Raw genomic sequence first — 23,410 nt, 5'->3', positions numbered from 1 at the left:
GGAGAAATAAGCAAGTGCTAGATCTGCTTCATCGATTGAGCAGTTTGCTTCACGCGTCAGTCAGAACCCCCGTTCTTCACGCGAAAGCAGACGCACCCTAAAAATCATCTCTGCTTAAAGGATTATAAAATGAATCACTCTGTCCCCTCCATGAATACTTCCCTACAGGGTAAAGTCGCTGCTATCACCGGCGCCGCCTCAGGCATTGGCCTGGAGTGTGCAAAAACGCTGCTCGGCGCTGGCGCAAAGGTGGTGTTAATCGACCGTGAAGGCGAGAAGCTTCAGCGCATTGTCGCCGAGCTGGGCGAGAACGCGTTTGCCCTGCAAATCGATCTGTTCAAGCCCGAGCAAGTCGACGCTATGCTGAGCGACATTGTCGGCCTCGCCGGCGGCCTCGATATTTTTCACGCCAACGCAGGCGCGTACATCGGTGGGCCGGTTGCTGAAGGCGACCCGGACGTCTGGGATCGCGTGCTGAACCTGAATATCAACGCGGCCTTCCGCTGCGTTCGCGCCGTACTGCCGCATATGATTGCCCAGAAGTCAGGCGATATTATCTTCACCAGCTCCATTGCCGGCGTGGTGCCTGTTATCTGGGAGCCGATCTACACCGCGTCCAAATTTGCCGTTCAGGCGTTCGTGCATACCACCCGTCGTCAGGTCGCGGAACATGGCGTACGCGTGGGGGCCGTCCTGCCTGGGCCGGTAGTGACGGCTCTGCTCGACGACTGGCCGCAGGCCAAAATGGATGAAGCGCTGGCAAACGGTAGCCTGATGCAGCCGATTGAGGTCGCAGAATCGGTGTTGTTCATGGTGACCCGTTCGAAGAACGTTACCGTCCGGGACCTGGTGATTCTGCCTAACAGCGTCGATCTTTAAGGACAATGAGGATGAAGAGTACACCAGAAACCGTTATCGGCGTAGACGTCGGCTCCGGCAGCGTTCGCGCAGGCATTTTCGATCTCAGCGGCAGGCTGCTGTCCCACGCGACGCAGAAAATTGCCACCGTGCACCGCAGCGGAAGCCGCGTGGAGCAGTCCAGCTCCGAGATCTGGCAGGCCGTTTGCCACTGCATCCGCGAGGCGCTGGCGCGCTCCGGAACGGCCCCGCAGAGCGTTGCCGGCATCGGGTTTGACGCCACCTGCTCGCTGGTGGTGTTGGACGAAGACGGCGAACCGCTGGCGGTCAGCCCCGACGGTGAAGCAGAAAACAATATCATCGTCTGGATGGATCATCGTGCGACAGACCAGGCGGAGCGCATCAACGCCACCCATCATCCGGTGCTGGACTACGTTGGCGGGAAAATATCGCCCGAAATGGAGACGCCGAAGCTGCTGTGGCTGAAAGAAAACCATCGTGAGGTCTACGATCGCGCCTGGCAATTTTTCGATTTGGCCGATTTCCTGACCTGGCGCGCGACCGGCGATGTCACCCGTTCCATCTGTACCCTGACCTGTAAATGGACGTGGCTGGCCCATGAGAACCGCTGGGACCCGGACTATTTCCGCACCGTTGGCCTGGACGAGCTGGCCGGAGAAGATTTTGTCCGCATCGGCCAGCATATTGCCGCCCCCGGCACCCCTTGCGGCGAGGGCTTAACGGAGCAGGCCGCGCGTGAGATGGGCTTGCTGCCAGGCACGCCGGTAGCGGTAGGGTTAATTGATGCCCATGCCGGCGGTATAGGGACCGTGGGCGCTGGCGGCGGCGCGCTGAATAACCTCGCGTATGTCTTTGGCACTTCATCGTGCACCATGACCAGCGCCGCGAGCGCCGTTTTTGTGCCCGGCGTCTGGGGGCCTTACTTTAGCGCCATGGTACCTGGACTGTGGCTGATTGAGGGCGGACAAAGCGCCGCGGGTGCCGCTATCGATCGGTTGTTAAGTTTCCATCCTGCCGCGCTGGAAGCGCGCCAGCTGGCACAGGAGTCAGGCCTGCCGCTGCCGGTGTACCTGGCAGACAGGCTTTTACAAACCTTCGCCACCGCCTCAGAGGCGGTGACCCTGGCAGCCGGACTGCACGTGGTGCCCGAATTTCTGGGTAACCGCGCGCCCTTTGCCGATCCCCACGCGCGGGCTACGATCTGCGGGCTGGGCATGGAGAACGACGTCGATAACCTGATGGCGCTATATGTGGCCGGCCTGTGCGGTATCGGTTACGGCTTGCGGCAAATCATTGACGCCCAGCGTGAATGCGGCGTACGGACCGAAAATATCGTCATCAGCGGCGGCGCGGGCCAGCACCCTTTCGTCCGCCAGCTGCTGGCAGATACCTGCGGGCTGCCGGTGTTAGCGACCCGGTGCAGCGAGCCGGTATTACTGGGTTCGGCCATCCTCGGGGCTGTGGCGGGAAATATTGCCCCTTCGGTGACCGATGCCATGAAGCAATTTACCCACGTGGATAAATATTATTATCCGCAAGCGAACTATCATTCCCTTCATCTGCGTCGATACGAGGCTTATAAGCAGCTACAACGGACTGCGACAATAATCAGAGAATAAATACGCTTCATTATATTTAGATAAAAAGACAATAAAAAAACTCACGCCGGAATATTTCCGGTGTGGGCTCACCTGTACGCTACAAAAGAGGTCAATATGTCCGAAATAAATAAACAGTGGCTGGGATTGCCGCTGAACCTGCTATGGGGATATCTGGCAATCGCGGTCTTTATGACGGGTGACGGTTTCGAGCTGGCATTCCTGTCGCACTATATTAAATCGCTGGGCTTTACGCCTGCAGAGGCCTCTTTCGCCTTTACGCTCTACGGTCTCGCGGCGGCGCTCTCCGCCTGGATCTCCGGCGTGGTCGCTGAAATCATCACCCCGCAAAAAACCATGCTGATTGGCTTCGTCCTGTGGTGCGTTTTCCACGTCCTGTTTCTCGTTTTTGGTCTGGGTCAGGCAAATTACGGATTAATTCTGCTGTTTTACGGGATCCGCGGCCTGGCCTATCCGTTATTTCTGTACGCCTTCATCGTGGTTATTATTCATAATGTGCGTAGCGATAAATCCAGCTCGGCGCTGGGCTGGTACTGGGCGGTTTATTCCGTGGGTATTGGCGTGGCGGGCAGCTATATTCCGAGCTTCACCATTCCGCACATCGGGGAGATGGGTACCCTGTGGCTGGCGCTGGCGTTTTGCCTGGCGGGGGGAATCATCGCCATGGTATCCCTGCGCAACGTCAAAACCCCAACTCACATGCATCATCTCTCGACCCGGGAAAAATTCGCCGAGCTGGGCCGTGCGGCGACGCTGCTCTACACCAACCGCAGCATTCTGCTCTCCAGCATGGTGCGTATCATCAACACCCTCTCCCTGTTCGGGTTTGCCGTCATCATGCCGATGATGTTTGTTGACGAGCTGGGCTTCACCACCTCCGAGTGGCTGCAGATCTGGGCGGTATTCTTCTTCACCACCATCTTCTCGAACGTGTTCTGGGGCGTGGTGGCGGAAAAAATGGGCTGGATGCGGGTGGTGCGCTGGTTTGGCTGCATCGGGATGGCGCTCTCCAGCCTGGCGTTTTACTACATTCCGCAGCACTTCGGACATAACTTTGCCATGGCGCTGGTGCCGGCCTTCGCGCTGGGGATTTTCGTGGCGGCCTTTGTACCGATGGCGGCGGTGTTCCCGGCGCTGGAGCCGCGGCACAAGGGGGCGGCGATATCGGTATATAACCTTTCGGCCGGTCTGTCTAACTTCCTTGCCCCGGCGATTGCCGTGGTGCTGCTGCCCTGGTTCAGCACGCTCGGCGTGGTCATCGCCTACACGGTGCTGTATCTGCTTGCATTTGTTCTGTGCGCCTTTATCAGCGTCACGCAGCCGGGATTAGAAGAAGCAAAGAGCAGCAGGAGAGGAACCGCGGGTCTGCTGAGTACTCCTCATCCTGAAACGCTTAAGGAGTAAGCCAAAGAATTTTCCTGCCGGGTCACGCTTATCCCGGCAGGAAGATGCGTGCGATTAGGCAATCGTCACTTTACTGTCCAGATACACATCCTGAACCGCATTGATCAGCTTCACGCCGTCAGCCATGGTTTTCTTGAACGCCTTACGGCCCAGAATCAGCCCCATGCCGCCCGCGCGTTTGTTGATCACCGCCGTACGCACCGCGTCCGTCAGGTCAGTATCACCGCCCGCCGCGCCGCCGGAGTTGATCAGGCCCGCGCGCCCCATGTAGCAGTTCGCCAGCTGGTAGCGCACCAGATCGATAGGATTGTCGCTGGTCAGCTTGCTGTAAACGCGATCGTCGGTGTAGCCAAAGTTCACCGCCTTGTAGCCGCCGTTGTTTTCGGCCATTTTCTGCTTCACGATATCCGCGCCAATGGTCGCCGCCAGATGGTTCGCCTGGCCGGTCAGATCGGCTGACACGTGGTAATCCACGCCGTCTTTCTTGAACGCGTTGTTTCGCAGATAGGCCCACAGTACGGTCACCATCCCCAGCTCGTGCGCGCGCTCGAACGCCGCAGAGATCTCCTCAATCTGCCGACGCGACTGCTCGGAGCCGAAATAGATGGTCGCCCCCACCGCCACCGCGCCCATGTTAAACGCCTGCTCGACGCTGGCGTAGAGGGTCTGGTCATATTCGGTTGGGTAGCTCAGGGTTTCGTTGTGGTTCAGCTTAACGAGGAACGGTATGCGGTGGGCATAGCGGCGGGAAACGGAGGCCAGCACGCCGTAGGTGGATGCCACACAGTTACAGCCCGCCTCAATCGCCAGCTCAACAATGTTCTTCGGATCGAAATAGAGCGGGTTGGCCGCGAAGGATGCGCCAGCAGAGTGCTCAACGCCCTGGTCAACCGGCAGAATGGAGAGGTAACCGGTGCCGGCCAGACGTCCGGTATTGTAGAGCGTCTGCATGTTTCGCAGCACGGCAGGCGGACGGTTGTTATCCATCATCACGCGGTCTACGTAGTCGTGGCCGGGCAGGTAGAGCTGGTCGGCTGGAATGGTCATACAACGATGCTGTAAAAGGCCGTCGGCGTCTTTGCCAAGCAGCTGCGCAATATCAGTCATAGTGATGCTCCCGTAAGTCCGACGAGAAGTCGGAGCGTGTAATCCAAACCCACATTTTTGCAGGCAGACTAAGCCTGGTACCGACTTAACAGATTTTCCACCGTCTGCAACTTTTTTAAGCACAATCTGCTGGCTCGTTTCATGTACAACAATTTTGTTACACTGATCAAACAATCGCCTTAAAGGTATTTAAAAGGTATCATCAAATGGTATGTTAAAGGCGTACCCTCTCTGACATGCAGGATTAAACAATGAAAACGAAAGTCCAACTGTCATTCATGATGTTTGTTGAATGGTTTATCTGGGGCGCGTGGTTCGTGCCGCTGTGGCTGTGGCTGAGCAAAAGCGGCTTTACCGCCGGGGAAATTGGCTGGTCTTATGCCTGTACCGCGATTGCCGCGATCCTCTCACCTATTCTTGTCGGCTCGCTGACCGACCGCTTCTTCGCCGCGCAGAAAGTGCTGGCGGTGCTGATGTTCGCCGGCGCCATTCTGATGTATTTCGCCGCGCAGCAAACCGAGTTCAGCGCCTTCTTCCCGCTGCTGCTGGCCTACTCGCTCACCTATATGCCGACCATCGCGCTGACCAACAGCATTGCCTTCGCCAACGTGGACGACGTTGAGGCTGATTTCCCGCGCATCCGCGTGATGGGGACCATCGGCTGGATCGCCTCGGGCCTGGCGTGCGGGTTCCTGCCGCAGATGATGGGCTATAGCGATATCTCCGACACCAACATCCCGCTGCTGATGACCGCCGCCAGCTCCGCGCTGCTGAGCGTGTTCGCCCTTTTCCTGCCGAATACTCCGCCAAAGAGCACCGGCAAGCTGGACGTCAAGGTAATGCTGGGGCTGGACGCGCTGATCCTGCTGCGCGACAAAAACTTCCTGGTATTCTTCTTCTGCTCGTTCCTGTTCGCGATGCCGCTGGCGTTTTACTACATCTTCGCCAACGGCTACCTGACCGAAGTGGGGATGAAAAACGCCACCGGCTGGATGACCCTCGGCCAGTTCTCCGAAATCTTCTTTATGCTGGCGCTGCCGTTCTTCACCAAACGCTTTGGTATTAAGAAGGTCTTACTCCTGGGGCTTATCACCGCCGCCATCCGCTACGGTTTCTTCGTTTACGGCGGCGCGGATCAGTACTTCACCTACGCCCTGCTGTTCCTCGGCATTCTGCTGCACGGCGTGAGCTATGACTTCTATTACGTGACCGCGTACATCTACGTGGACAAAAAGGCGCCGGCGCACATGCGTACCGCGGCGCAGGGCTTGATTACGCTGTGCTGTCAGGGCTTTGGTAGCCTGCTGGGATACCGCCTGGGCGGCGTGATGATGGAGAAAATGTTCGCATACAAAGAGCCGGTGAATGGGCTGACCTTCAACTGGGCCGGAATGTGGACGTTTGGTGCAATCATGATTGCGGTGATTGCCGTGCTGTTTATGCTGTTTTTCCGCGAATCGGATAAAGAGATCACCGCAATTGAGGTGGTTGATGGCGATACCGCGCTGACACAAGGGGAAGTTAAATGAAACAAGAACGTATTCTCGGTGCTCTTTACGGGCAGGCGTTAGGGGATGCGATGGGCATGCCGTCGGAACTGTGGCCGAGAACGCGCGTCAAGGCGCACTTCGGCTGGATTGACCGTTTCTTACCCGGCCCGGCGGAGAATAACGCGGCATGCTATTTCAACCAGGCCGAGTTCACCGACGATACCTCGATGGCGCTCTGTCTGGCGGATGCGATTATCGAGTGCGACGGGCAGATTAACGCGGACGTTATCGGCAAGCATATTCTTCGCTGGGCGCTGGATTTCGACGCGTTTAATAAGAACGTGCTTGGGCCAACCTCGAAAATTGCCCTGAACGCCATTCGCGACGGCAAGCCGGTGAGTGAACTGGAGAACAACGGCGTCACCAACGGGGCGGCGATGCGCGCGTCCCCGCTGGGCTGCCTGCTCCCAGCCACCCGTCTGGCGCATTTTGTTGAGCAGGTGGCGCTGGCCTCCAGCCCGACGCATAAATCCGATCTCGCCATTGCCGGTGCGGCTGTTATCGCGTGGGCAATTTCACGCGCCATCGACGGCGAACGCTGGCAGAACATCGTCGATGCGCTGCCCGGTATCGCCCGCTATGCGCAGGAAGCGAAAACCACCACCTTCAGCGCATCGCTTGCGGCACGTATTGAGCTGGCACTGAAAACCGTACGAGAAGCCAACGGGACAGAATCCGCCAGCGAGCAGGTGTATCAGCTGATCGGCGCAGGCACCAGCACCATTGAGTCCGTACCGGCTGCCATCGCGATGGTCGAGCTGGCGGGAACCGACCCGAACCGCTGCGCCATTTTATGCGCCAACCTGGGCGGCGATACCGACACCATTGGCGCGATGGCAACGGCCATCTGCGGCGCGCTGCACGGCGTGCAGTCGATTGATCCGGCCCTGAAAGCCGAGCTCGACGCCGTTAATCGGCTCGACTTTGGCCACTATTGCGAAAAGCTCCTGCACTATCGGGAGCAAAGGGAGGGCGTATGAGTTCGTTTGCCCAACGCCTTGAAACGCTGCACGCCACGCGCCCGGTGACGGTGCTGGGCGCGGCGGTAATTGACGTTATCGCCGACGCCTACGCCCTGCCATGGCGCGGGTGCGATATCGAGCTCAAGCAGCAGGGTGTAAATATTGGCGGCTGCGCGCTGAATATCGCCATCGCCCTGAAACGGCTGGGGATTTCGGCGCAAAACGCGCTTCCCGTCGGCCACGGCGTGTGGGCGGATATTATCCGCAACGCGATGGCGAAGCAGGATCTGCACAGCGCCGTGGAGGCCGAAGCCGGGGATAACGGCTGGTGTCTGGCGCTGGTGGAGCCTGACGGCGAGCGAACCTTTATGTCCTTTAGCGGCGTGGAGAACCAGTGGCAGCAGAGCTGGCTTGACGGGCTTAACGTGCCGCGAAACAGCCTGGTCTCTTTGTCCGGCTATCAGCTGGCCTCACCCTCCGGTGAGCTGCTGACGGGCTGGCTGGAAGGACTACAGGACGTGACGGCCTTTATCGATTTCGGCCCCCGCATCGCGGACATTCCCGACGCGCTGATGGCGCGGATTATGGCCTGCAGGCCCATCGTGTCGCTTAATCGTCAGGAAGCGGAAATAGCGGCTGAAAAACTGGGTGTAAAGGCTGAGAACCTGGGCGCGAAGTGGCAGCAGCGTTTCGGCGCGGCGCTGATTGTGCGTCATGATAAAGACGGTGCCGCCTGGTACGACGGCGATGCCTCGGGCGTTGTGCCGGCGTTTCCCGCCACGGTTGTGGATACCATTGGCGCAGGCGACAGCCATGCGGGCGGTACGCTTGCCGGGCTGGCGGCGGGATGGTCGCTGGCAGATGCCGTGCTTCTGGGGAATGCGGTAGCCGCCTGGGTGGTCAGCCACCGCGGCGGCGACTGTGCGCCCGAGCGGGAGGACTTACTCCTCGCACACAAAGACGTATAGGTCGCTACGGCAGTAGCTGATGCTGTACTCAATCGGCCGGTGCTGTTGGTCAAGCGCAACCTGCTTGATCACCAGCACCGGTATTTTTTCGTCCATCTTAATGTGCGCCTGGAACTCGCTGTCCGGCATGCGCGCACTGACGCGCGAGCGTGTGCGCTGCGGGAAAATGTTCTGGCTGCGGAAGTAGTCGTACAGCGAGACGCCAATCGCATCGGGGTCGGGGATTAACCCGGTCGGCACCCAGGACTCTTCAATAGAGACCGCGTCATCATCAACGTAACGAATGCGCTTGAGCAAAAAAACCTCGCTCTCCGGCGCAATCGACAGGTGGTTAGCCACCTCTTCGGGGCATTTCACCACCCGCTTGTTGACCCACAGGGTGTTGGGCTTCTGGCCCCGCAGCACCACCTGCTGAGAAAACCCGCGCGCCTCTTTTAACGAATACTCGAAGATATTGTTGATCTGCGTTCCGTAACCCCGGGCGCGCGTCACCACGCCCTCTTCTTCCAGCGCCTGCATCGCTTTGCGCACGGTAATGCGCGACACGCCGGTTAGCTGGCTCAGATCGCGCTCGCCGGGCAGAATATTGCCGTGTTCCAGCATGCCGCTGCGTACCGCATTTTTTACCGTTTCGGCAAACTTCAGGTACAGCGGGGTGTTATCTGCTGCCGAAATCCGTTCATTCAGCTGAGCGATTAGCCGGGTATGCGCTTGTTCCATCTCTGTTTTTCTCAGGCGTGGTGTTTACTGCCATTATACTGAGTTACCACCATGCATGAAAATGGTGAACCGGTCCAATACCGTGACCGACCTCCAGAGTATCGGCTTTTGCCAGCGCCGCCGAGAGCCAGATCTTGGCTTCCTGCACCGTCTCTCCCCAGCCGCTGTGTCGCGGGCGCAGCGCCGCCAGCGCGGCAGAGAGCGTACAGCCCGTGCCGTGGGTGTTTTTAGTCTGCACGCGCGGGGCGGTAAAGCGCTCTTCACCGTCGCGGGTGAAGAGCCAGTCAGGGCTTTCCGCATCATCAAGATGACCGCCCTTCATCAGCACCGCGCCGCAACCCATCGCCAGAAGCGCCCGCCCCTGCTCTTTCATTTCGCGTTCGGTTTGCGCATGAGGAGCGTCCAGCAGCGCGGCGGCCTCAGGCAGGTTTGGGGTGATCATCGCCACCTGCGGCAGCAGCTTTTTACGCAGCGTCTCAACGGCAGAGGCGGAAAGCAGCGGGTCGCCGCTTTTTGCCAGCATTACGGTATCGAGCACCACGTTTTGCACCTGATAGCGTTTAAGACGCTCGGCCACCGCGTCGACGATATCCGCCTCCGCCAGCATGCCGATTTTGGTGCTATCAATGCGCACGTCGCTGAACACAGAATCCAGCTGCGCGGTGACAAAATCCGGCTCAATGCGGTAGACCGACTGCACGCCGCGGGTGTTTTGCGCCACCAGCGCGGTAATCACCGAGCAGCCATAGGCCCCAAGCGCGGAGAAGGTTTTCAGATCGGCCTGGATACCGGCGCCGCCGCTGGGGTCCGTACCGGCTATAGTGAGGGCGTTAATCCGCTTCATGCCTGCTCCTCCAGCGTATAAAGCGCGTCCAGAAACGCGCTGGCGAAGCTGCCGGGACCGCGGGAGTGCGCCACGGCGACCGTACCGGCACGCTTTATCCATCCGCAGGCGGCGGCGATATTATCCAGCCGGTCGCCGGGCAGCGAACAGCAGGCCGCAACGACGGCGGAGAGCGCGCAGCCTGTGCCGACAACGCGGGTCATTATCGGATCGCCCCCCGATACGGTGCGGGTTCTCTGCCCGTCGGTGATGTAATCCACCTCGCCGGTTACCACCACAATGGCGTTGATCTGGCGCGCCAGTGCCTGGGCGGCAGGCAGCGCGCTGGCCGCCGTATCGGTTGTATCTACGCCGCGACCGCCCGCGCTCATCCCTGCAAGGGCGAGAATTTCCGAGGCGTTACCACGAATTGCGGCAGGCTTAAGGGAGAGAATTTGATGACAAAAGCGGGTGCGAAAGGCGAGCGCGCCAACGGCAACCGGATCGAGCGTCCAGGGTTTGCCTGCCGCCACCGCACTTTCTATTGCCCGACGCATCGACTGGGCGCGCGGTGCGGTCAGCGTACCGACGTTGATCAGCAGCGCATCGGCAAGCGTCGCAAACTGTTCGGCTTCTTCGGCTTCAATCACCATCGCCGGCGAGGCGCCAAGTGCGAGCAGGACATTGGCGGTAAAGGTTTGTACGACATTGTTAGTCATACAGTGGGTAAGCGGGGAACGGGTTCGGAACTGATGTAAAACGTGTAGATCGAGCAGGTCAGGCTGCATGGTTCGCTCCTGCCTTGCGTGAAGAAGCGATGACCGGGAAGGCATCTGACTTCCCTACGCTGGCATTATCCAGATCAGGTGGTACGGGTATTTCTCAGCCTTCACGTAGAAGGGCACCCCGAGTCAAATAACAATGAAATCACTTTACTGTAAATAACTTCATTTAGAGAGCGAGTCTACCCGCGACTGAAGCCCGGATGCAAGCGGTATCTTAGGTTCAAATTTGAGAGCATTTCGTCAGGATCTGTGAATTAAAATACTGGCTACTCACTCCTGAAAATAAGGGGAAATCAAACAACCAATGTTTACATTAATGAGCCTTGATGAAGGGCCATTATAAGGTTGATTTTATTCACCTCTTTATAGCAGCCTTTCAGATGGAAGGCATAAGTAAATGTTTACATTGATTTTTTATCGATTAACCATTCTGTAAACAGAAGTTTTAAGTGATCGCGATCAAGGATTAAAAAGTCACCTTACTGGATAGTTTACCGCAGTTACCTTTGTCAGTAGCTATTTCATGAATGGTTTGTATTAACATGACTTTTTATTAACCAGCGCAAGAACTGATTAAATTAATAACGATGATAGCCAAAAGCATGTCCAAATATATATTTATCTCAGCGGCCCTATATCTGATGCTTATCTCTATCGGGATTTGGATCGGCGTAATGTACGTTTCATATTATCTGTGTGTTTTATAAGGCAATAACATGAAGAAGTTAATGATGATTGCGGTTATCGCCGCGCTGCTCGCGGGCTGCGTTTCTCCCGAGCAGCGAATCGCCAATTGCACCGCAAAAGGGGTGAGCTACGATACGTGCTACCTTTCAGAACAGCAAAGACAACAGGGCGTTAATAACGCGTCCCTGTCTGCGGCATATGCTAACGCCGCGCGAGCGACAGATACCTCCCATAAACACCATCACCATAATTAAGGTTTTGCGATGAAAACGAAATTAGCCCTGGTTGCCCTGCTGTTCACCGTAGCAGCGGCTCCGGCGCATGCCATTAGCGCGCACTATCGCGCGCAGCTGGAACGTTCCGGATGTACTCAGATTAGCGATGGCGACGGCTCGTGCGATATTACGAAAACCAAGGCTGAAAACGCGGCGGGTCATAACCAGGCGGCAGCTGTCCATGACCCAATGCGTGAAGCGTCATTCACTTCTGATGAGCTTAATGCCACGATTTCAAACGGCTTTTTTAGCGCCACCGTTAATGGCAAAAAAGCCACGGTGAAACGCCTGAATGCTAACTTTTATGAAATTCATGGTAACGGATTTGTTATATCCATTAGCCTTGATGAAAACGGTATTACGGATGCCTCCTGGAATAAAACCAAAGGCCGTGAACACGGCATTTTGCAGGTAACGCAGAAATAACGATCGCCAGGAGGCATTCCGCCTCCTTTTTCTTAAGGAAAAGGCACGATTTGTAACACTCTAACCCTCACTTTTACAGTCCAGATTAGGTGTACATAACGCGCTGAATTCATTGCCGAAAAAATGCTTTTTACGACGCAGGAAACGGGATATTGCCCCCCTCGTGTGGCGTGTAACAAAACAGTAAACAAATTAACCATTGAGCCCCACGGAAAAAGGCTCTATATTGGCGGCGTTTTTTAGACACCCCCATCTGTTTTTTAACTTTTTATTCAATCGTGGCGCATAACGAAGCCGCGGTTGTAGGAGTGATATGATGACGGATAAAGTCCGTATTGACACCGTAGATGCCCATAAAAGCAACGAAACCTATCTGGCCCGTCAGGCCGAGTTTGAATCTAACGTCAGGAGTTATCCGCGCAAGCTGCCTTTAGCGATCACTAAAGCAGAAGGCGTGTGGATCACCGATGCAGATAATAAAGAATACCTTGACTGTTTAGCCGGCGCTGGCACCCTCGCGCTGGGTCACAATCATCCTGATGTGCTGAAAAGCATCCAAAATGTCATTACCAGCGGCTTGCCGTTACATACATTGGATCTGACGACGCCGTTGAAAGACGCGTTTTCTGAATACCTGCTCTCTCTGCTGCCTGGTCAGGGCAAAGAGTACTGCCTGCAGTTCACCGGTCCTTCCGGTGCAGACGCCGTTGAAGCGGCGCTGAAGCTGGCGAAAAAAGTGACCGGTCGTAGCGGTATCATCAGCTTCTCTGGTGGTTACCACGGTATGACCCACGGTGCGCTGTCCGTGACCGGCAACCTGTCTCCGAAAGAAGCGGTTGACGGTATGATGCCAGAAGTCCAGTTCATGCCTTACCCTCACGAGTACCGCTGCCCGCTGGGTATCGGCGGTGAAGCAGGCGTGAAAGCGCTGACCTACTATTTCGATAACCTGATCAACGACGTTGAAAGCGGCGTGCGTAAACCTGCAGCCGTCATTCTGGAAGCGGTTCAGGGTGAAGGCGGCGTGAACCCGGCTCCGGCCGAGTGGCTGCAGCGCATCCGTAAAGTGACTCAGGAACACGGCATTCTGCTGATCCTCGACGAAGTCCAGGCGGGCTTTGCCCGTACCGGTAAATTCTTCGCCTTCGAACACGCTGGCATCGAGCCAGACATCATCGTGATGTCTAAAGCTGTCGGTGGCGGTCTGCCGCTGGCCGTGCTCGGTATCAAAAAGCAGTTCGATGCATGGGCCCCAGGCCACCACACCGGCACCTTCCGCGGCAACCAGCTGGCGATGGCAACCGGTCTGACGACGCTGAAAATCCTGAAAGACCAGAACATCGCGGGCAAAGTGGCTGCACAAGGCGAATGGCTGAAAGGCCAGCTGAAAGAGATGGCGAAACGCTACCCGGTGATTGGTCACGTTCGCGGTCTGGGCATGATGATCGGTATTGAGATCGTTAAGCCAAACGAAGCCGCTGACCACATGGGCTGCTTCCCGGGCGACGGCGAGCTGTCTGCGCTGATTCAGAAGAAGTGCTTCGAAGCCGGTCTGATTCTGGAGCGCGGCGGTCGTAACGGTATCGTTCTGCGTCTGCTGCCGTCTCTGCTTATCAGCGATGAAGAGCTGAAGATCTTCCTGGATAAATTTGAGCAGGCGCTGCTTGCTGCGGGCGTTCGCCCGGCGTAACCGGAGTTGTTGATTACGATGTCTGATTCAAACCCAATTTTGTTCTCCTCTGCACAGAGCATTGAAGCTTACCAGCAGGCGATTGAACAAAGCACTCAGGCTGTGATGCAGTGGCTGAAACAGCCTGAGATGTATCAGGGCAAAACGGTCGCGGAACTGCGCGACCGTATTAAGCTGGATTTCAACCCGAAAGGGCTGGGCAACGAAGCGGCGATTGAACGCGCCGTGGAGTTCTTCCTGAAAGACAGCCTGTCCGTTCATCACCCGCAGTGCGTGGCGCACCTGCACTGCCCAAGCCTGGTCGTAAGCCAGGCGGCGGAAGTGCTGATCAACGCCACTAACCAGAGCATGGACTCCTGGGATCAAAGCCCGTCCGCAACCATTATCGAGATCAAACTGATCGAGTGGCTGCGTACCCGCGTGGGTTATCAGGCCGGCGACGCCGGTGTCTTCACCAGCGGCGGTACCCAGAGCAACCTGATGGGCCTGATGCTGGCGCGCGATGCGTTCTTTGCGCGTCTGGGCCACTCCGTTCAGCAGGACGGTCTGGTCGGCGATCTGCGCAAAATTCGCGTGCTGTGCTCCGAAAATGCGCACTTCTCCGTGCAGAAAAACATGGCGCTGATGGGCCTGGGCTACCAGTCCGTGGTGCAGGTGAAAACGGACGAATTCTCCCGTATGGATCTCACCGATCTGGCGGCGAAAATTGAGCAGTGCAACGCGAACGGCGAGCAGATCCTGGCCATCGTTGCGACGGCAGGTACCACCGATGCCGGTGCTATCGACCCGCTGCGTGCCATTGCAGAACTGGCGGCGAAGCAGAACATCTGGGTACACGTTGACGCGGCCTGGGGCGGCGCGCTGCTGATGTCCGAGCAGTATCGTCACTACCTGGACGGTATTGAACTGGTGGATTCCATTACCCTGGACTTCCACAAGCAGTTCTTCCAGACCATCAGCTGCGGCGCGTTCCTGCTGAAAGAAGCGCGTCACTATGAACTGATGCGCTATCAGGCGGCCTACCTGAACTCTGAGTTTGACGAAGAGGCGGGCGTGCCTAACCTGGTGTCCAAATCTCTGCAGACCACCCGCCGCTTCGACGCGCTGAAGCTGTGGATGAGCCTGGAAGCGCTGGGTCAGGAGCAGTACGCGGCGATCATCGATTGCGGCGTGACGCTGGCACAGCAGGTTGCAAGCTATGTGAAAGAGCAGCCTGCGCTTGAGCTGGTTATGCAGCCGCAGCTGGCAAGCGTGCTGTTCCGCTTCCGCGGACAGGTACAGATGGATGACGCGGGCATCGCCCTGCTGAACCAGAAAATTGGCGATGCGCTGCTGGAATCCGGCCGTGCCAACGTCGGTGTGACCGAGCATAACGGTATCACCTGCCTGAAGCTGACGCTGCTGAACCCAACCGTGACGCTGGAAGACGTTAAAGTCCTGCTGTCCCTGGTTGAGCGCACCGCGCAGGAAGTTCTGGCGAAGTAATGCTTATCCCTCTCCCGTTCGGGAGAGGGTATTTTCCCCTGCCCTATCCCCTCAGCGTGTCCTCAAGGTTTCAACCATCAGCGTAAAGCAAGATTCAATCAGCGGCGGCAGCGCCTGCGGCGCACGCATAAGCGCAACCGTCCGGTAGAGCGCCGGCTGCTGAAGCTGAACGACCCTGAGCTGCGAGTCCTGCAGATGCGTGGTGTAGAGCTGGGGCAAGATTGCCACGGCGAGCTTTGAACGCACCAGGCCGTACAGCGTTTCAATATAGTCCACCTGATAACGCGCCTGCAGCGACAGGCGATGGCTGTCGGCTAATGCCCCCACCAGACGCTGAATGTTGCCCTTTGAGAACACCGCGATATCGCGGCCCACCAGCTGCTTCCAGGGTAAATGCGCCGACGCGGCCAGCGGGTCGTTGCAGTGAATCACCGCGACGAAAGGATCCTCCTGCAGCGGGAAGACGTCCAGCCGTTCCGGAACCGAACTGTCCAGCGCGCCGATACCAAAATCAATCTGCCCTTTCAGCAGCTGAGCCACCAGCGCATCGTTAGTTTGATCGTGAAATTCCACCCTGAGGCGCGGAAAAGCCTGGGCCAGCGTCTGTGGCAGAAGCGGGAACAGCAGTGAACTTACGGAAGGCACCAGGCCGATACGGACCGTGCCGTCGCCGCCCGCCTGCACAATCTGCTGCATATCGTCAAACGCGCGCTGAGCCACGCTGAGCACGCGCTGCGCGTGCGGCAGGATGGCATTGCCCAGCTCCGTCAGCGTTACGGCAGAGGCGGTGCGGTTCACCAGCTTACCGCCGAGTACCGTTTCGATCTGGCGCAGCGCGCTGCTGAGCGCAGGCTGGCTGATCGCCAGCCTGCTGGCAGTGTCGGTAAAATGACGCAGCTGCGCCAGGGTAACAAAATACTGTAGCTGTCGCAGAGAAAGCGCGGGCAAGCGCTGCCAGGGTTCCGTCGTCATTTTCGTCTACACGCGTCGCAGAATAAGCTGGGGTTATTGGATGATAAATTTTATCAGCTGGGCAAACGTTTGCCGGATGCATAGAGTAGCGTCATTGTTTTAATGCTGGAACTGTTTATTGCATGACTGCCGAAACCCGACGCCGCGCCGTGCAGGCCGCACGGGGTGAACTCCCCTTTGACCTGCTGCTCACACATACCCGCATTGTTGATATGGCGACCGGAGAGATCCGCGAAGCGGATGTCGGCATTGTCGGCAATCTGATTGCCAGCGTCCACCCGCGCGGCAGCCGTAGCGACGCGCGTGAGACGCACGACCTCAACAACCAGTATCTCTCTCCCGGGCTGATGGATACGCATGTGCACCTCGAAAGCTCGCATCTGCTGCCCGCCCGCTACGCGGAAATTGTGCTCACGCAGGGCACCACCGCGGTTTTCTGGGATCCCCACGAGCTCGCAAACGTCCTGGGCATCGACGGCGTGCGTTTAGCCATTGAAGCCAGCCGCGGCCTGCCCCTGCAGGTGATGGTCGCCGCGCCGTCGAGCGTGCCGTCAACGCCTGGCCTGGAGATGTCCGGCGCAGACTTCGCAGGGAAAGAGATGAATACCCTGCTCGGCTGGCCTGAAGTACGCGGCGTAGCGGAAGTAATGGATATGCACGGCGTGCTCAACGGCAGCCCGCGGATGCTGGAAATTATGCAGGCCGGGCTGGAGAGCGGAAAGCTGATTGAAGGCCACGCGCGCGGGCTCAGCGGCGCTGATTTGCAGGCCTATCTGGCCGCTGGCGTCACCTCAGATCACGAGCTGACCTCCGCCGACGACGCCCTGGAGAAGCTGCGCGCCGGGCTGACCCTGGAGATACGGGGTTCGCATCCTTATCTGCTGCCTGATATTGTGAGTGCCCTGAAAACCCTGCCCCACCTTTCGTCGCAAATCACCGTGTGTACCGATGACGTACCGCCGGACATGCTGATGGAAAAAGGCGGAATTATCGCACTGCTGAACCTGCTGATTGAACACGGCCTGCCGGCTACGGACGCGCTGCGTTTTGCCACGCTTAACGCGGCCATTCGCCTGCAGCGCAATGACCTGGGGCTGATTGCCGCCGGGCGTCGCGCAGACCTGGTGGTCTTTGATTCCCTGGAAAAATTAACGGCCCGAAGTGTATTTGTGGCTGGAAAATTGATTGCCCAGGACGGGGCGATGCTCGAGACGATTTTTGATAAACCCATCGCGCTCCCACGCGGTACCGTGCGCCTGTCTGCGCTGACCGCCAAAGATTTCAGCATGAAAATTGACGGTGCAAACCACGGTATTGCGCGCCTGCGCCATATCAGCGGCGCGCGTTTTACCCGCTGGGGCGAAACGGATGTCCAGGTGCGTAACGGCGCGGTAGAGATCCCCGATGGCTTTAGCCTGATTTGGGTTCAGCACCGTCACGCGCGCCATGCGGCAACGCCGCAGATCGCCCTGCTTGAAGGGTGGGGAGAACTCCGCGGAGCGATTGCCACCAGCTATTCGCATGATTCACATAATCTGGTGGTGCTGGGGCGCGACCCAGACGACATGGCGCTGGCCGCTAACGCGCTAATCCAGAGCGGCGGCGGCATGGCGCTGGTGCAAAACGGCGAGATTATCGCCCATGTTGCCATGCCGATAGCGGGCATGCTCTCTGACCTGCCGCCTGCCGAGCTCGCTCGCCAGTTTAAATCGCTGCGCGATCGCAGCAGTTTGATTGCCGACTGGGAACCGCCGTATCGGGTGTTTAAGGCCATTGAAGGCACCTGCCTTGCCTGTAACGCCGGGCCGCATTTGACCGATCTTGGGCTGACAGATGGCAGCACCCGCCAGATTGTCGACCCGCTGATCTCTTACCGGGAAACCCCGGACAACACACAATAAAGCTAAAGGAGAGCCGGATAATGGCCGACAACACCGTAAATTCGCCAGCACCAGGGAGCTGGCTCGAACGCCGATTCGCGCTGCGCGCGCGCGGCAGCACCGTTCGCACCGAATGCCTGGCGGGTATTACCGGCTTTCTCGCCGCCGCCTATTTGCTGGTAGTGATCCCTGGCCTGCTGGCCATCGGGGGCATGGATAAGGGTGCTGCAACCACGGGCACGATTCTGGTTTTTGTCGCCGGCACGCTGCTGATGGCCTTTTACGCAAACCTGCCGTTTATCGTTGGGCCGGGCATCGGCGGCTCGGTGCTGGTGGGGGTTACGCTCGCAGGCAGTGAGGGGATTGGCTGGCAAATTGGTTTAGGCATTGCCTGCTGGTCGGGGATTTTATTCTTCCTGCTGACCCGATTTGGCCTGCGCGAGGTGGTAACCCGTTCGGTTCCGCAGTCCATCAAGCTGGGGCTCACGGCCTCCATCGGGCTGTTTGTTGCCGTACTGGGCTTCCGTAATGCCGGGCTGGTGCTGGCAAACGCCAAAACCAATGCGCTGATGCTGGGCGATTTTCTTTCCCCCGGCGCGCTGGTGGCGTTAGCGGGGCTGTTTCTGGCTATCGCCCTGCAGGCTCGCCGCATACCGGGCGCCATTCTGTGGGCGATTCTGTTCGCCACCCTCGTCGGCATCCCGATGGGCGTGACAAAGCTGCCCTCCAGCTTTATCGACGTCCCCCACTCGCTCACGCCGGTGTTAGGCCATATCGATATGCTCGGCGCGCTCAATATTGCCTTCCTGCCGTTCCTGTTTGTCTTCTTCGCTTCCGAATTTTTCTCCACCATGGGCACCACGCTGGCCGTTGGGGGCGAAGCGGGTTTGCTGGATGAAGAAGGGAATATGCCGAACATCAATCGTCCGTTTATGGTGGACTCCATTGCCGCGGCGATAGGCCCGTGGGTCGGTATCCCGGCCGCTACCGCGCTGATTGAGTCATCCGCTGCCGCTGAAGCGGGCGGTAAAACGGGGATGACGGCGCTGGCCGCCGCCGTGATGTTCCTGCTGATGCTGCTGTTCACGCCTGTTGCACTGATGATCCCAAAAGAAGCCACTGCGCCTGCCCTTATCCTGATCGGGCTGAATATGTTCAGCGGCTTGCGTAAGGTCGACCTGGCAAACTTCACCGACGGGCTGCCGGTGCTGATGATGGTCATGATTACGCTGATTGCCAACAGCTTTGGGACAGGTATCGCGGGCGGGCTGCTGTTCTACATCGTCATTAAAGCGATTGCCGGGAAATGGCGCGAAATTCCGGCTGGACTTTGGATCCTCGCCATTCCCCTGGTTTACTACTTCGCCACGCTGGTAAAGCATTAACGCTAACGTCCCTTTTATTCTCGGGTATAGCCGTAGTCATAATGGCTGTATCCCGAGTCATAATAGAGCGCGGCGGACTTCACGATATCATTGAGAATGGTGCCGTTCACCTGAACGCCCATTTGCTGCAAACGCTTAATACAGTTCTCAAGCTCTTTCACGCTGGTTTTCTCATATCGGGCAACCAGCAGGGTTGTCGCCGCGACTCGCGCGACCAGTGCGGCATCCGTGACGGCAAGAACCGGCGGGGTATCAACAATCACGATGTCATACTGTTCGTTTATCCACGACATTACCGTCTGGAAGCGTTCGCTCATGAGCAGCTCCGACGGGCGCTGGGGCTGCGGACCACAGGTCAATACGTCAATGCCCGCTTTTTCACTGTGCTGAATAGCGTCCGGCCACTCCACGTGACCGTCAAGCACGCTGGATAATCCGCAGGCGTTGTTAAGCCCCAGCACGTTATGAACGTATCCCTTTCGCATATCCGCATCTATAAACAGCACGCGCTGCCCGGCCTGCGCAGCAATGGCTGCCAGCGTCATGCTGACCAACGTTTTTCCGCAGTCCTGTGTAGGACCCGACAGCATCACAATCCGATTAGCCGCCTCCATCATGGTGAAGTGCAGGCTGGTTCGCAGCCCGCGCACCGCTTCGACAAACATATCCGCGGGCCTCTCTTTAGGCAGGAAAGGGACATCCGTCGTTTTATGTCTCCAGTGACAGGTGAACGGGTTCATCTTGCGCAGGTGCGTTTGCTTCCATAGCCAAACTGAGCGGGGCAGCGTAGCCAGAACCGGCATCCCCTGCAGTTCCATTTGCTCCGATGAGGTGATACCTCTTTTAAAAGCGGAGCGAACCAGCACCCAGCCCACGGAAAATAGCCCGCCGAGCAGTACACCAAGCGCAATAATGATGGCTTTTCGCGGCCGTATGGGTTCAGGTTGCGTCACCGCGGGGTCAATGATCCGTACGTTCCCAATCGCACTGGAGCGAGAGATATTGAGCTCCTGCTGACGCGTCAACAGCTGCAGATAAATGGTCCGCCCGGATTCAACGTCCCGACTCAAACGCAATATTTCCTGCTGCGTAGAGGGCATGGATGAGACGCGACTATTCAGACGCTCGCGCTCCTTCTCGAGCGTTTGCCGTTTCTCCCGAAGCGCGCGGTAGGTTGGGTGATCCTTTTTGAAAAGCTGGGAGATTTCCGCCTCACGGAACGTCAGCTCATTAAGCTGATTCTCCACGTTGACCACCTGATCCAGAACCGACTTCGCCTCCAGGGATAAGTCCACGGAATCTCGCTGCTCGCGATAGCTGTTTAACCGCGCTTCGGCCTCATCAAGCTCGCTGCTGATTTTCGGCAACTGATGCTGCAAAAATGCCAGGCTGCGGGAGTCCTGCGCCTCCTGGCGCGCGATATTTTGCTGAAGATAATTTTCTGTAATCGTATCGAGCACCCGCGCAATCTTGCCCGGATCGCTGCCCGTCAGCGTTAGCGTAATAATGCCGCTCTGCTTCGCCGATTCCGCAACAGATAACCTTTTCTGCAGATCGTTGATCGCCTCAAGCCTGGTGAAAGTGTTCAGGGTATATTGGGTTCCGGGCGCGGCGCTAAGCGAGGCGACCAGCAGAGAAACCCCGCCTTTCTTCAGCCTTTTTCCAACCACGCCATCAGTCTCGAAGGCCTCACCGGCAATGCGATACCGCCCCTGCTCCAGCACGGTCAGTATTAAGGGTTGTGCTTTGCCTTCCCGGGTGGGAAGAGTGAGTTCTTCAACCTTAATGCTGCCAGGCTCACTGCCGTGCAGACGCTCCCACAGCCGCCCCACAACGGGGAAGACGCGCCGCTTAACCTGATAGGTCAGGCCCAGCCGATCGACGGTTTCACCCAGGATCATACGTGATTTCAGCAGCAAAAGTTCTGGCGCCACATCAGGCGAAAGATCGGGCCCCAGCGGACCTAAGCTTTTAAGTAGCGAGTTATCCTGTTTCCCCTCTATCTGCACCAGCGCATCGGCCTGGTAGACCGGTGTGGTAGAAAACGCATAGATGCCCGCGACCAGGGTGAACAGCAGCGTCACGCACAGTATCATCACGCGACGATCGATGATCGTCGCGAAGAGATGAAGAAGATCAATTTCACTGTTTTGGGACGTACCAGATACATAGTTGTCTGATTTGTAAGACATTACCGCTTTATCCCTTGTTGAACCAAACGACGAGCCCATTCATGACTGGCTTTCCCCAACTGCTGGAAAACAAACTCGAAAGCTTCACGACTTTTTCGGTAGGGGTCAGGAATGTCTTTCGTCTCCAGCCATTGTCCAAAAAGCAGGGATTTTCCCCGGTTTTCCGGGGCCATCGCGGCAATAAAATGAAGGTGCTCGGGTTCCATGACCAGAATCAGATCGGAACTCTGCAGCAGGCTGGGCGTCACCCTGCGCGCCACATGCCCCTCGAGCGAAACCCCATGACGCAAGGCCACTTCACGTGCCCCGCCGTCGGCAGGCATTCCTTCCAGCCCATGAATACCCGCCGACGTCACCAGCCTGTCGGGCAAATGCTGGCGCAGCAGCCGCTCTCCAATCGGGGAGCGACAAATATTGCCGGTGCATACCACCAGGATAGAATTGAACATTATTGCGGCCACGATCGGATATAACGAACCGTTTCGGTCAGGTCGTGTACGCCGCTGATGGTAGGGACCAGCTGCGAGATCACGCGATTCCAGCGCGACACCGGTGCCGTAGTGACGTAAACAATATCGTATGGCTGAAGCTGGAATTCCGTGCCCAGCACCATCGCTGACGCATCTTTTGCATTGAGCTGATAAATATTGGCAATTTTATCCGTCTTGCCTTTCCCAATGACCGAACGGATAACAAAAATCCCGGTTGCATCGGCCATGCTCTGATCCATTCCACCCGCGTTCCCCAGCGCTTCCGCCAGCGTCATGCCGCTTCGATCCATCTTCAGCGTGCTCTGCTTGATGACTTCACCCATCACGAACACTTTCAGCGCATCGTTGCGCGGAACAAAAAGAATGTCGCCAGGATGTAGCAGCTTGTTTTGCGTCAGATCGCCATGCTGCATCAGGGCGTACAGTGAAATTCGAGTATCCTGACCGTTGTGGGTGAGCACCACATTACGCCAGTCAGCGTCCGCAGAAAGCCCCCCGGCGGCATTGACGGCATCCATGACCGTTAAGGGAATATTGGTAATGGCCTGCTGGCCCGATTTCGCCACCTCGCCGGTCACGTAGGCTTTTTGCGAACGGAAGGAGGCAATGCTGACGTCCACCTGCGGGCTTTCAATAACGCTATCCAGCCGCGCGGTGATCTCCTCGCGCACCTCGGATACCGTTTTTCCCGCCACGTGCAGCTTACCCACGTAAGGATAGAAGAGCGTGCCATCGGCATTGACCCAGTTGCCCGTGTCGCTTGCGCTACGGTACTGCCCGGCGGGCGTCGTTAGCTCGGGGTGATCCCAGACGGTAACGGTGAGAATGTCGCCGGCACCAATTCGGTATTCCCAGTTTTTGACCTGCTCATCCAGACTAGGATTTGACTGAGATTTGGCTGTGAGAGGACGCAGTTTTTCAATTAGCGAGGGGGTTAAAGGATATATATCCACTTGATTATCTAAGCGCGTATTTTGATCCGCAGAGACGATTATTTTTTTCCCGGCAGTACTTAACGTTTGCCCGGGTGAAATAACGCACCCAGTCAACTGACTTATTACTAAGAATATTACAGGAAATGCCGTTGTGCTTTTCATTTATCTAAATTTA

Annotated in this window: 20 protein-coding genes and 1 riboswitch; of the genes, 12 read left to right on the top strand and 8 right to left on the bottom strand. The window is 57.4% G+C overall.

Annotated features, from left to right (window positions below; translation table 11 throughout):
- Positions 1 to 129 precede the first annotated feature (129 nt).
- The 3 genes from D5067_RS07895 (at position 130) to D5067_RS07885 (ending at position 3,902) form a co-directional block, all read left to right on the top strand.
- A complete protein-coding gene (locus D5067_RS07895) occupies positions 130 to 879 on the top strand; it encodes an SDR family oxidoreductase (RefSeq protein WP_162497953.1) in 750 nt (249 codons plus the stop codon).
- 11 nt (positions 880 to 890) lie between these two features.
- Positions 891 to 2,498, top strand: coding sequence for an FGGY family pentulose kinase (locus tag D5067_RS07890; RefSeq protein WP_119938555.1), 1,608 nt, complete (start codon positions 891 to 893; stop codon positions 2,496 to 2,498).
- A 96-nt stretch (positions 2,499 to 2,594) separates the two neighbouring features.
- On the top strand, positions 2,595 to 3,902 hold the full coding sequence (locus D5067_RS07885) for an RbtT/DalT/CsbX family MFS transporter (RefSeq protein ID WP_243544823.1): 1,308 nt from the start codon (positions 2,595 to 2,597) through the stop codon (positions 3,900 to 3,902).
- 54 nt (positions 3,903 to 3,956) lie between these two features.
- Here D5067_RS07885 and fbaB read toward each other — a convergent pair whose 3' ends face one another.
- A complete protein-coding gene (gene fbaB / locus D5067_RS07880; RefSeq protein WP_119936970.1) occupies positions 3,957 to 5,009 on the bottom strand; it encodes a class I fructose-bisphosphate aldolase in 1,053 nt (350 codons plus the stop codon).
- A gap of 251 nt (positions 5,010 to 5,260) precedes the next feature.
- On the opposite strand from fbaB, the gene D5067_RS07875 reads away from it, so the two are divergent.
- From D5067_RS07875 to D5067_RS07865, 3 genes are read left to right on the top strand one after another with little or no spacing between them, the layout of a single operon-like run.
- Positions 5,261 to 6,538 carry a nucleoside permease gene (locus D5067_RS07875; protein WP_119936971.1) on the top strand — a complete coding sequence of 426 codons (1,278 nt, stop codon included), beginning with the start codon at positions 5,261 to 5,263 and terminating at the stop codon, positions 6,536 to 6,538.
- A complete protein-coding gene (locus D5067_RS07870; protein ID WP_119936972.1) occupies positions 6,535 to 7,539 on the top strand; it encodes an ADP-ribosylglycohydrolase family protein in 1,005 nt (334 codons plus the stop codon). The genes D5067_RS07875 and D5067_RS07870 overlap by 4 nt, the downstream gene beginning before the upstream one ends.
- Positions 7,536 to 8,489 (top strand): PfkB family carbohydrate kinase, encoded by a 954-nt coding sequence (locus D5067_RS07865; protein ID WP_119936973.1) that lies wholly within the window; start codon positions 7,536 to 7,538, stop codon positions 8,487 to 8,489. Before D5067_RS07870 ends, D5067_RS07865 begins: the two co-directional genes overlap by 4 nt.
- On the opposite strand, the gene D5067_RS07860 is transcribed toward D5067_RS07865, so the two are convergent.
- From D5067_RS07860 to thiM, 3 genes are read right to left on the bottom strand one after another with little or no spacing between them, the layout of a single operon-like run.
- The gene (locus D5067_RS07860) at positions 8,463 to 9,209 is read right to left on the bottom strand and encodes a GntR family transcriptional regulator (protein WP_119936974.1); all 747 of its coding nucleotides are present in this window, start codon (positions 9,207 to 9,209) and stop codon (positions 8,463 to 8,465) included. The two genes, D5067_RS07865 and D5067_RS07860, sit on opposite strands and share 27 nt — an antisense overlap.
- A 43-nt stretch (positions 9,210 to 9,252) precedes the next feature.
- Positions 9,253 to 10,053, bottom strand: a complete 801-nt coding sequence (gene thiD / locus D5067_RS07855) for a bifunctional hydroxymethylpyrimidine kinase/phosphomethylpyrimidine kinase (RefSeq protein ID WP_119936975.1) — start codon at positions 10,051 to 10,053, stop codon at positions 9,253 to 9,255.
- Positions 10,050 to 10,820, bottom strand: coding sequence for a hydroxyethylthiazole kinase (thiM, locus tag D5067_RS07850; RefSeq protein ID WP_119936976.1), 771 nt, complete (start codon positions 10,818 to 10,820; stop codon positions 10,050 to 10,052). Before thiM ends, thiD begins: the two co-directional genes overlap by 4 nt.
- Before the next feature lie 34 nt (positions 10,821 to 10,854).
- Positions 10,855 to 10,951, bottom strand: a riboswitch (TPP riboswitch).
- Positions 10,952 to 11,533: 582 nt separating this feature from the next.
- Between thiM and D5067_RS07845 the strand changes: the two genes are divergently transcribed.
- The 4 genes from D5067_RS07845 to D5067_RS07830 all read left to right on the top strand — a co-directional run bounded on the left by D5067_RS07845 (position 11,534) and on the right by D5067_RS07830 (position 15,380).
- On the top strand, positions 11,534 to 11,758 hold the full coding sequence (locus tag D5067_RS07845; protein WP_119936977.1) for a hypothetical protein: 225 nt from the start codon (positions 11,534 to 11,536) through the stop codon (positions 11,756 to 11,758).
- A 9-nt stretch (positions 11,759 to 11,767) separates the two neighbouring features.
- Entirely contained in the window at positions 11,768 to 12,205 is a 438-nt protein-coding gene (locus D5067_RS07840; protein ID WP_119936978.1) for a hypothetical protein, read from the top strand.
- 313 nt (positions 12,206 to 12,518) lie between these two features.
- A complete protein-coding gene (locus D5067_RS07835; RefSeq protein WP_024908137.1) occupies positions 12,519 to 13,895 on the top strand; it encodes a diaminobutyrate--2-oxoglutarate transaminase in 1,377 nt (458 codons plus the stop codon).
- A gap of 18 nt (positions 13,896 to 13,913) precedes the next feature.
- Positions 13,914 to 15,380, top strand: a complete 1,467-nt coding sequence (locus D5067_RS07830) for a pyridoxal phosphate-dependent decarboxylase family protein (protein ID WP_119936979.1) — start codon at positions 13,914 to 13,916, stop codon at positions 15,378 to 15,380.
- A 51-nt stretch (positions 15,381 to 15,431) separates the two neighbouring features.
- Here D5067_RS07830 and D5067_RS07825 read toward each other — a convergent pair whose 3' ends face one another.
- Positions 15,432 to 16,352 carry a LysR family transcriptional regulator gene (locus D5067_RS07825; protein ID WP_119936980.1) on the bottom strand — a complete coding sequence of 307 codons (921 nt, stop codon included), beginning with the start codon at positions 16,350 to 16,352 and terminating at the stop codon, positions 15,432 to 15,434.
- 122 nt (positions 16,353 to 16,474) lie between these two features.
- Here D5067_RS07825 and D5067_RS07820 point away from each other — a divergent pair, with 122 nt between their 5' ends.
- A complete protein-coding gene (locus D5067_RS07820; RefSeq protein ID WP_119936981.1) occupies positions 16,475 to 18,253 on the top strand; it encodes an adenine deaminase in 1,779 nt (592 codons plus the stop codon).
- Positions 18,254 to 18,273: 20 nt separating this feature from the next.
- Complete coding sequence (locus D5067_RS07815) at positions 18,274 to 19,617, top strand: NCS2 family permease (RefSeq protein ID WP_119936982.1); 1,344 nt, start codon at positions 18,274 to 18,276, stop codon at positions 19,615 to 19,617.
- Between the two features lie 14 nt (positions 19,618 to 19,631).
- On the opposite strand, the gene D5067_RS07810 is transcribed toward D5067_RS07815, so the two are convergent.
- From D5067_RS07810 to D5067_RS07800, 3 genes are read right to left on the bottom strand one after another with little or no spacing between them, the layout of a single operon-like run.
- Complete coding sequence (locus D5067_RS07810) at positions 19,632 to 21,809, bottom strand: polysaccharide biosynthesis tyrosine autokinase (protein WP_235843296.1); 2,178 nt, start codon at positions 21,807 to 21,809, stop codon at positions 19,632 to 19,634.
- Positions 21,809 to 22,258, bottom strand: a complete 450-nt coding sequence (locus tag D5067_RS07805) for an arsenate reductase/protein-tyrosine-phosphatase family protein (RefSeq protein WP_119936984.1) — start codon at positions 22,256 to 22,258, stop codon at positions 21,809 to 21,811. The genes D5067_RS07810 and D5067_RS07805 overlap by 1 nt, the downstream gene beginning before the upstream one ends.
- Positions 22,258 to 23,397: a polysaccharide export protein gene (locus D5067_RS07800; protein WP_119936985.1), complete on the bottom strand. Its 1,140-nt coding sequence runs from the start codon at positions 23,395 to 23,397 to the stop codon at positions 22,258 to 22,260. Before D5067_RS07800 ends, D5067_RS07805 begins: the two co-directional genes overlap by 1 nt.
- Positions 23,398 to 23,410 lie beyond the last annotated feature (13 nt).

It is taken from the genome of Enterobacter huaxiensis (assembly GCF_003594935.2).
GTDB classification, from domain to species: Bacteria; Pseudomonadota; Gammaproteobacteria; order Enterobacterales; family Enterobacteriaceae; genus Enterobacter; species Enterobacter huaxiensis.
Note: the sequence above shows the minus strand (reverse complement) of the source record. Positions and strands in the feature narration are given on the sequence as shown.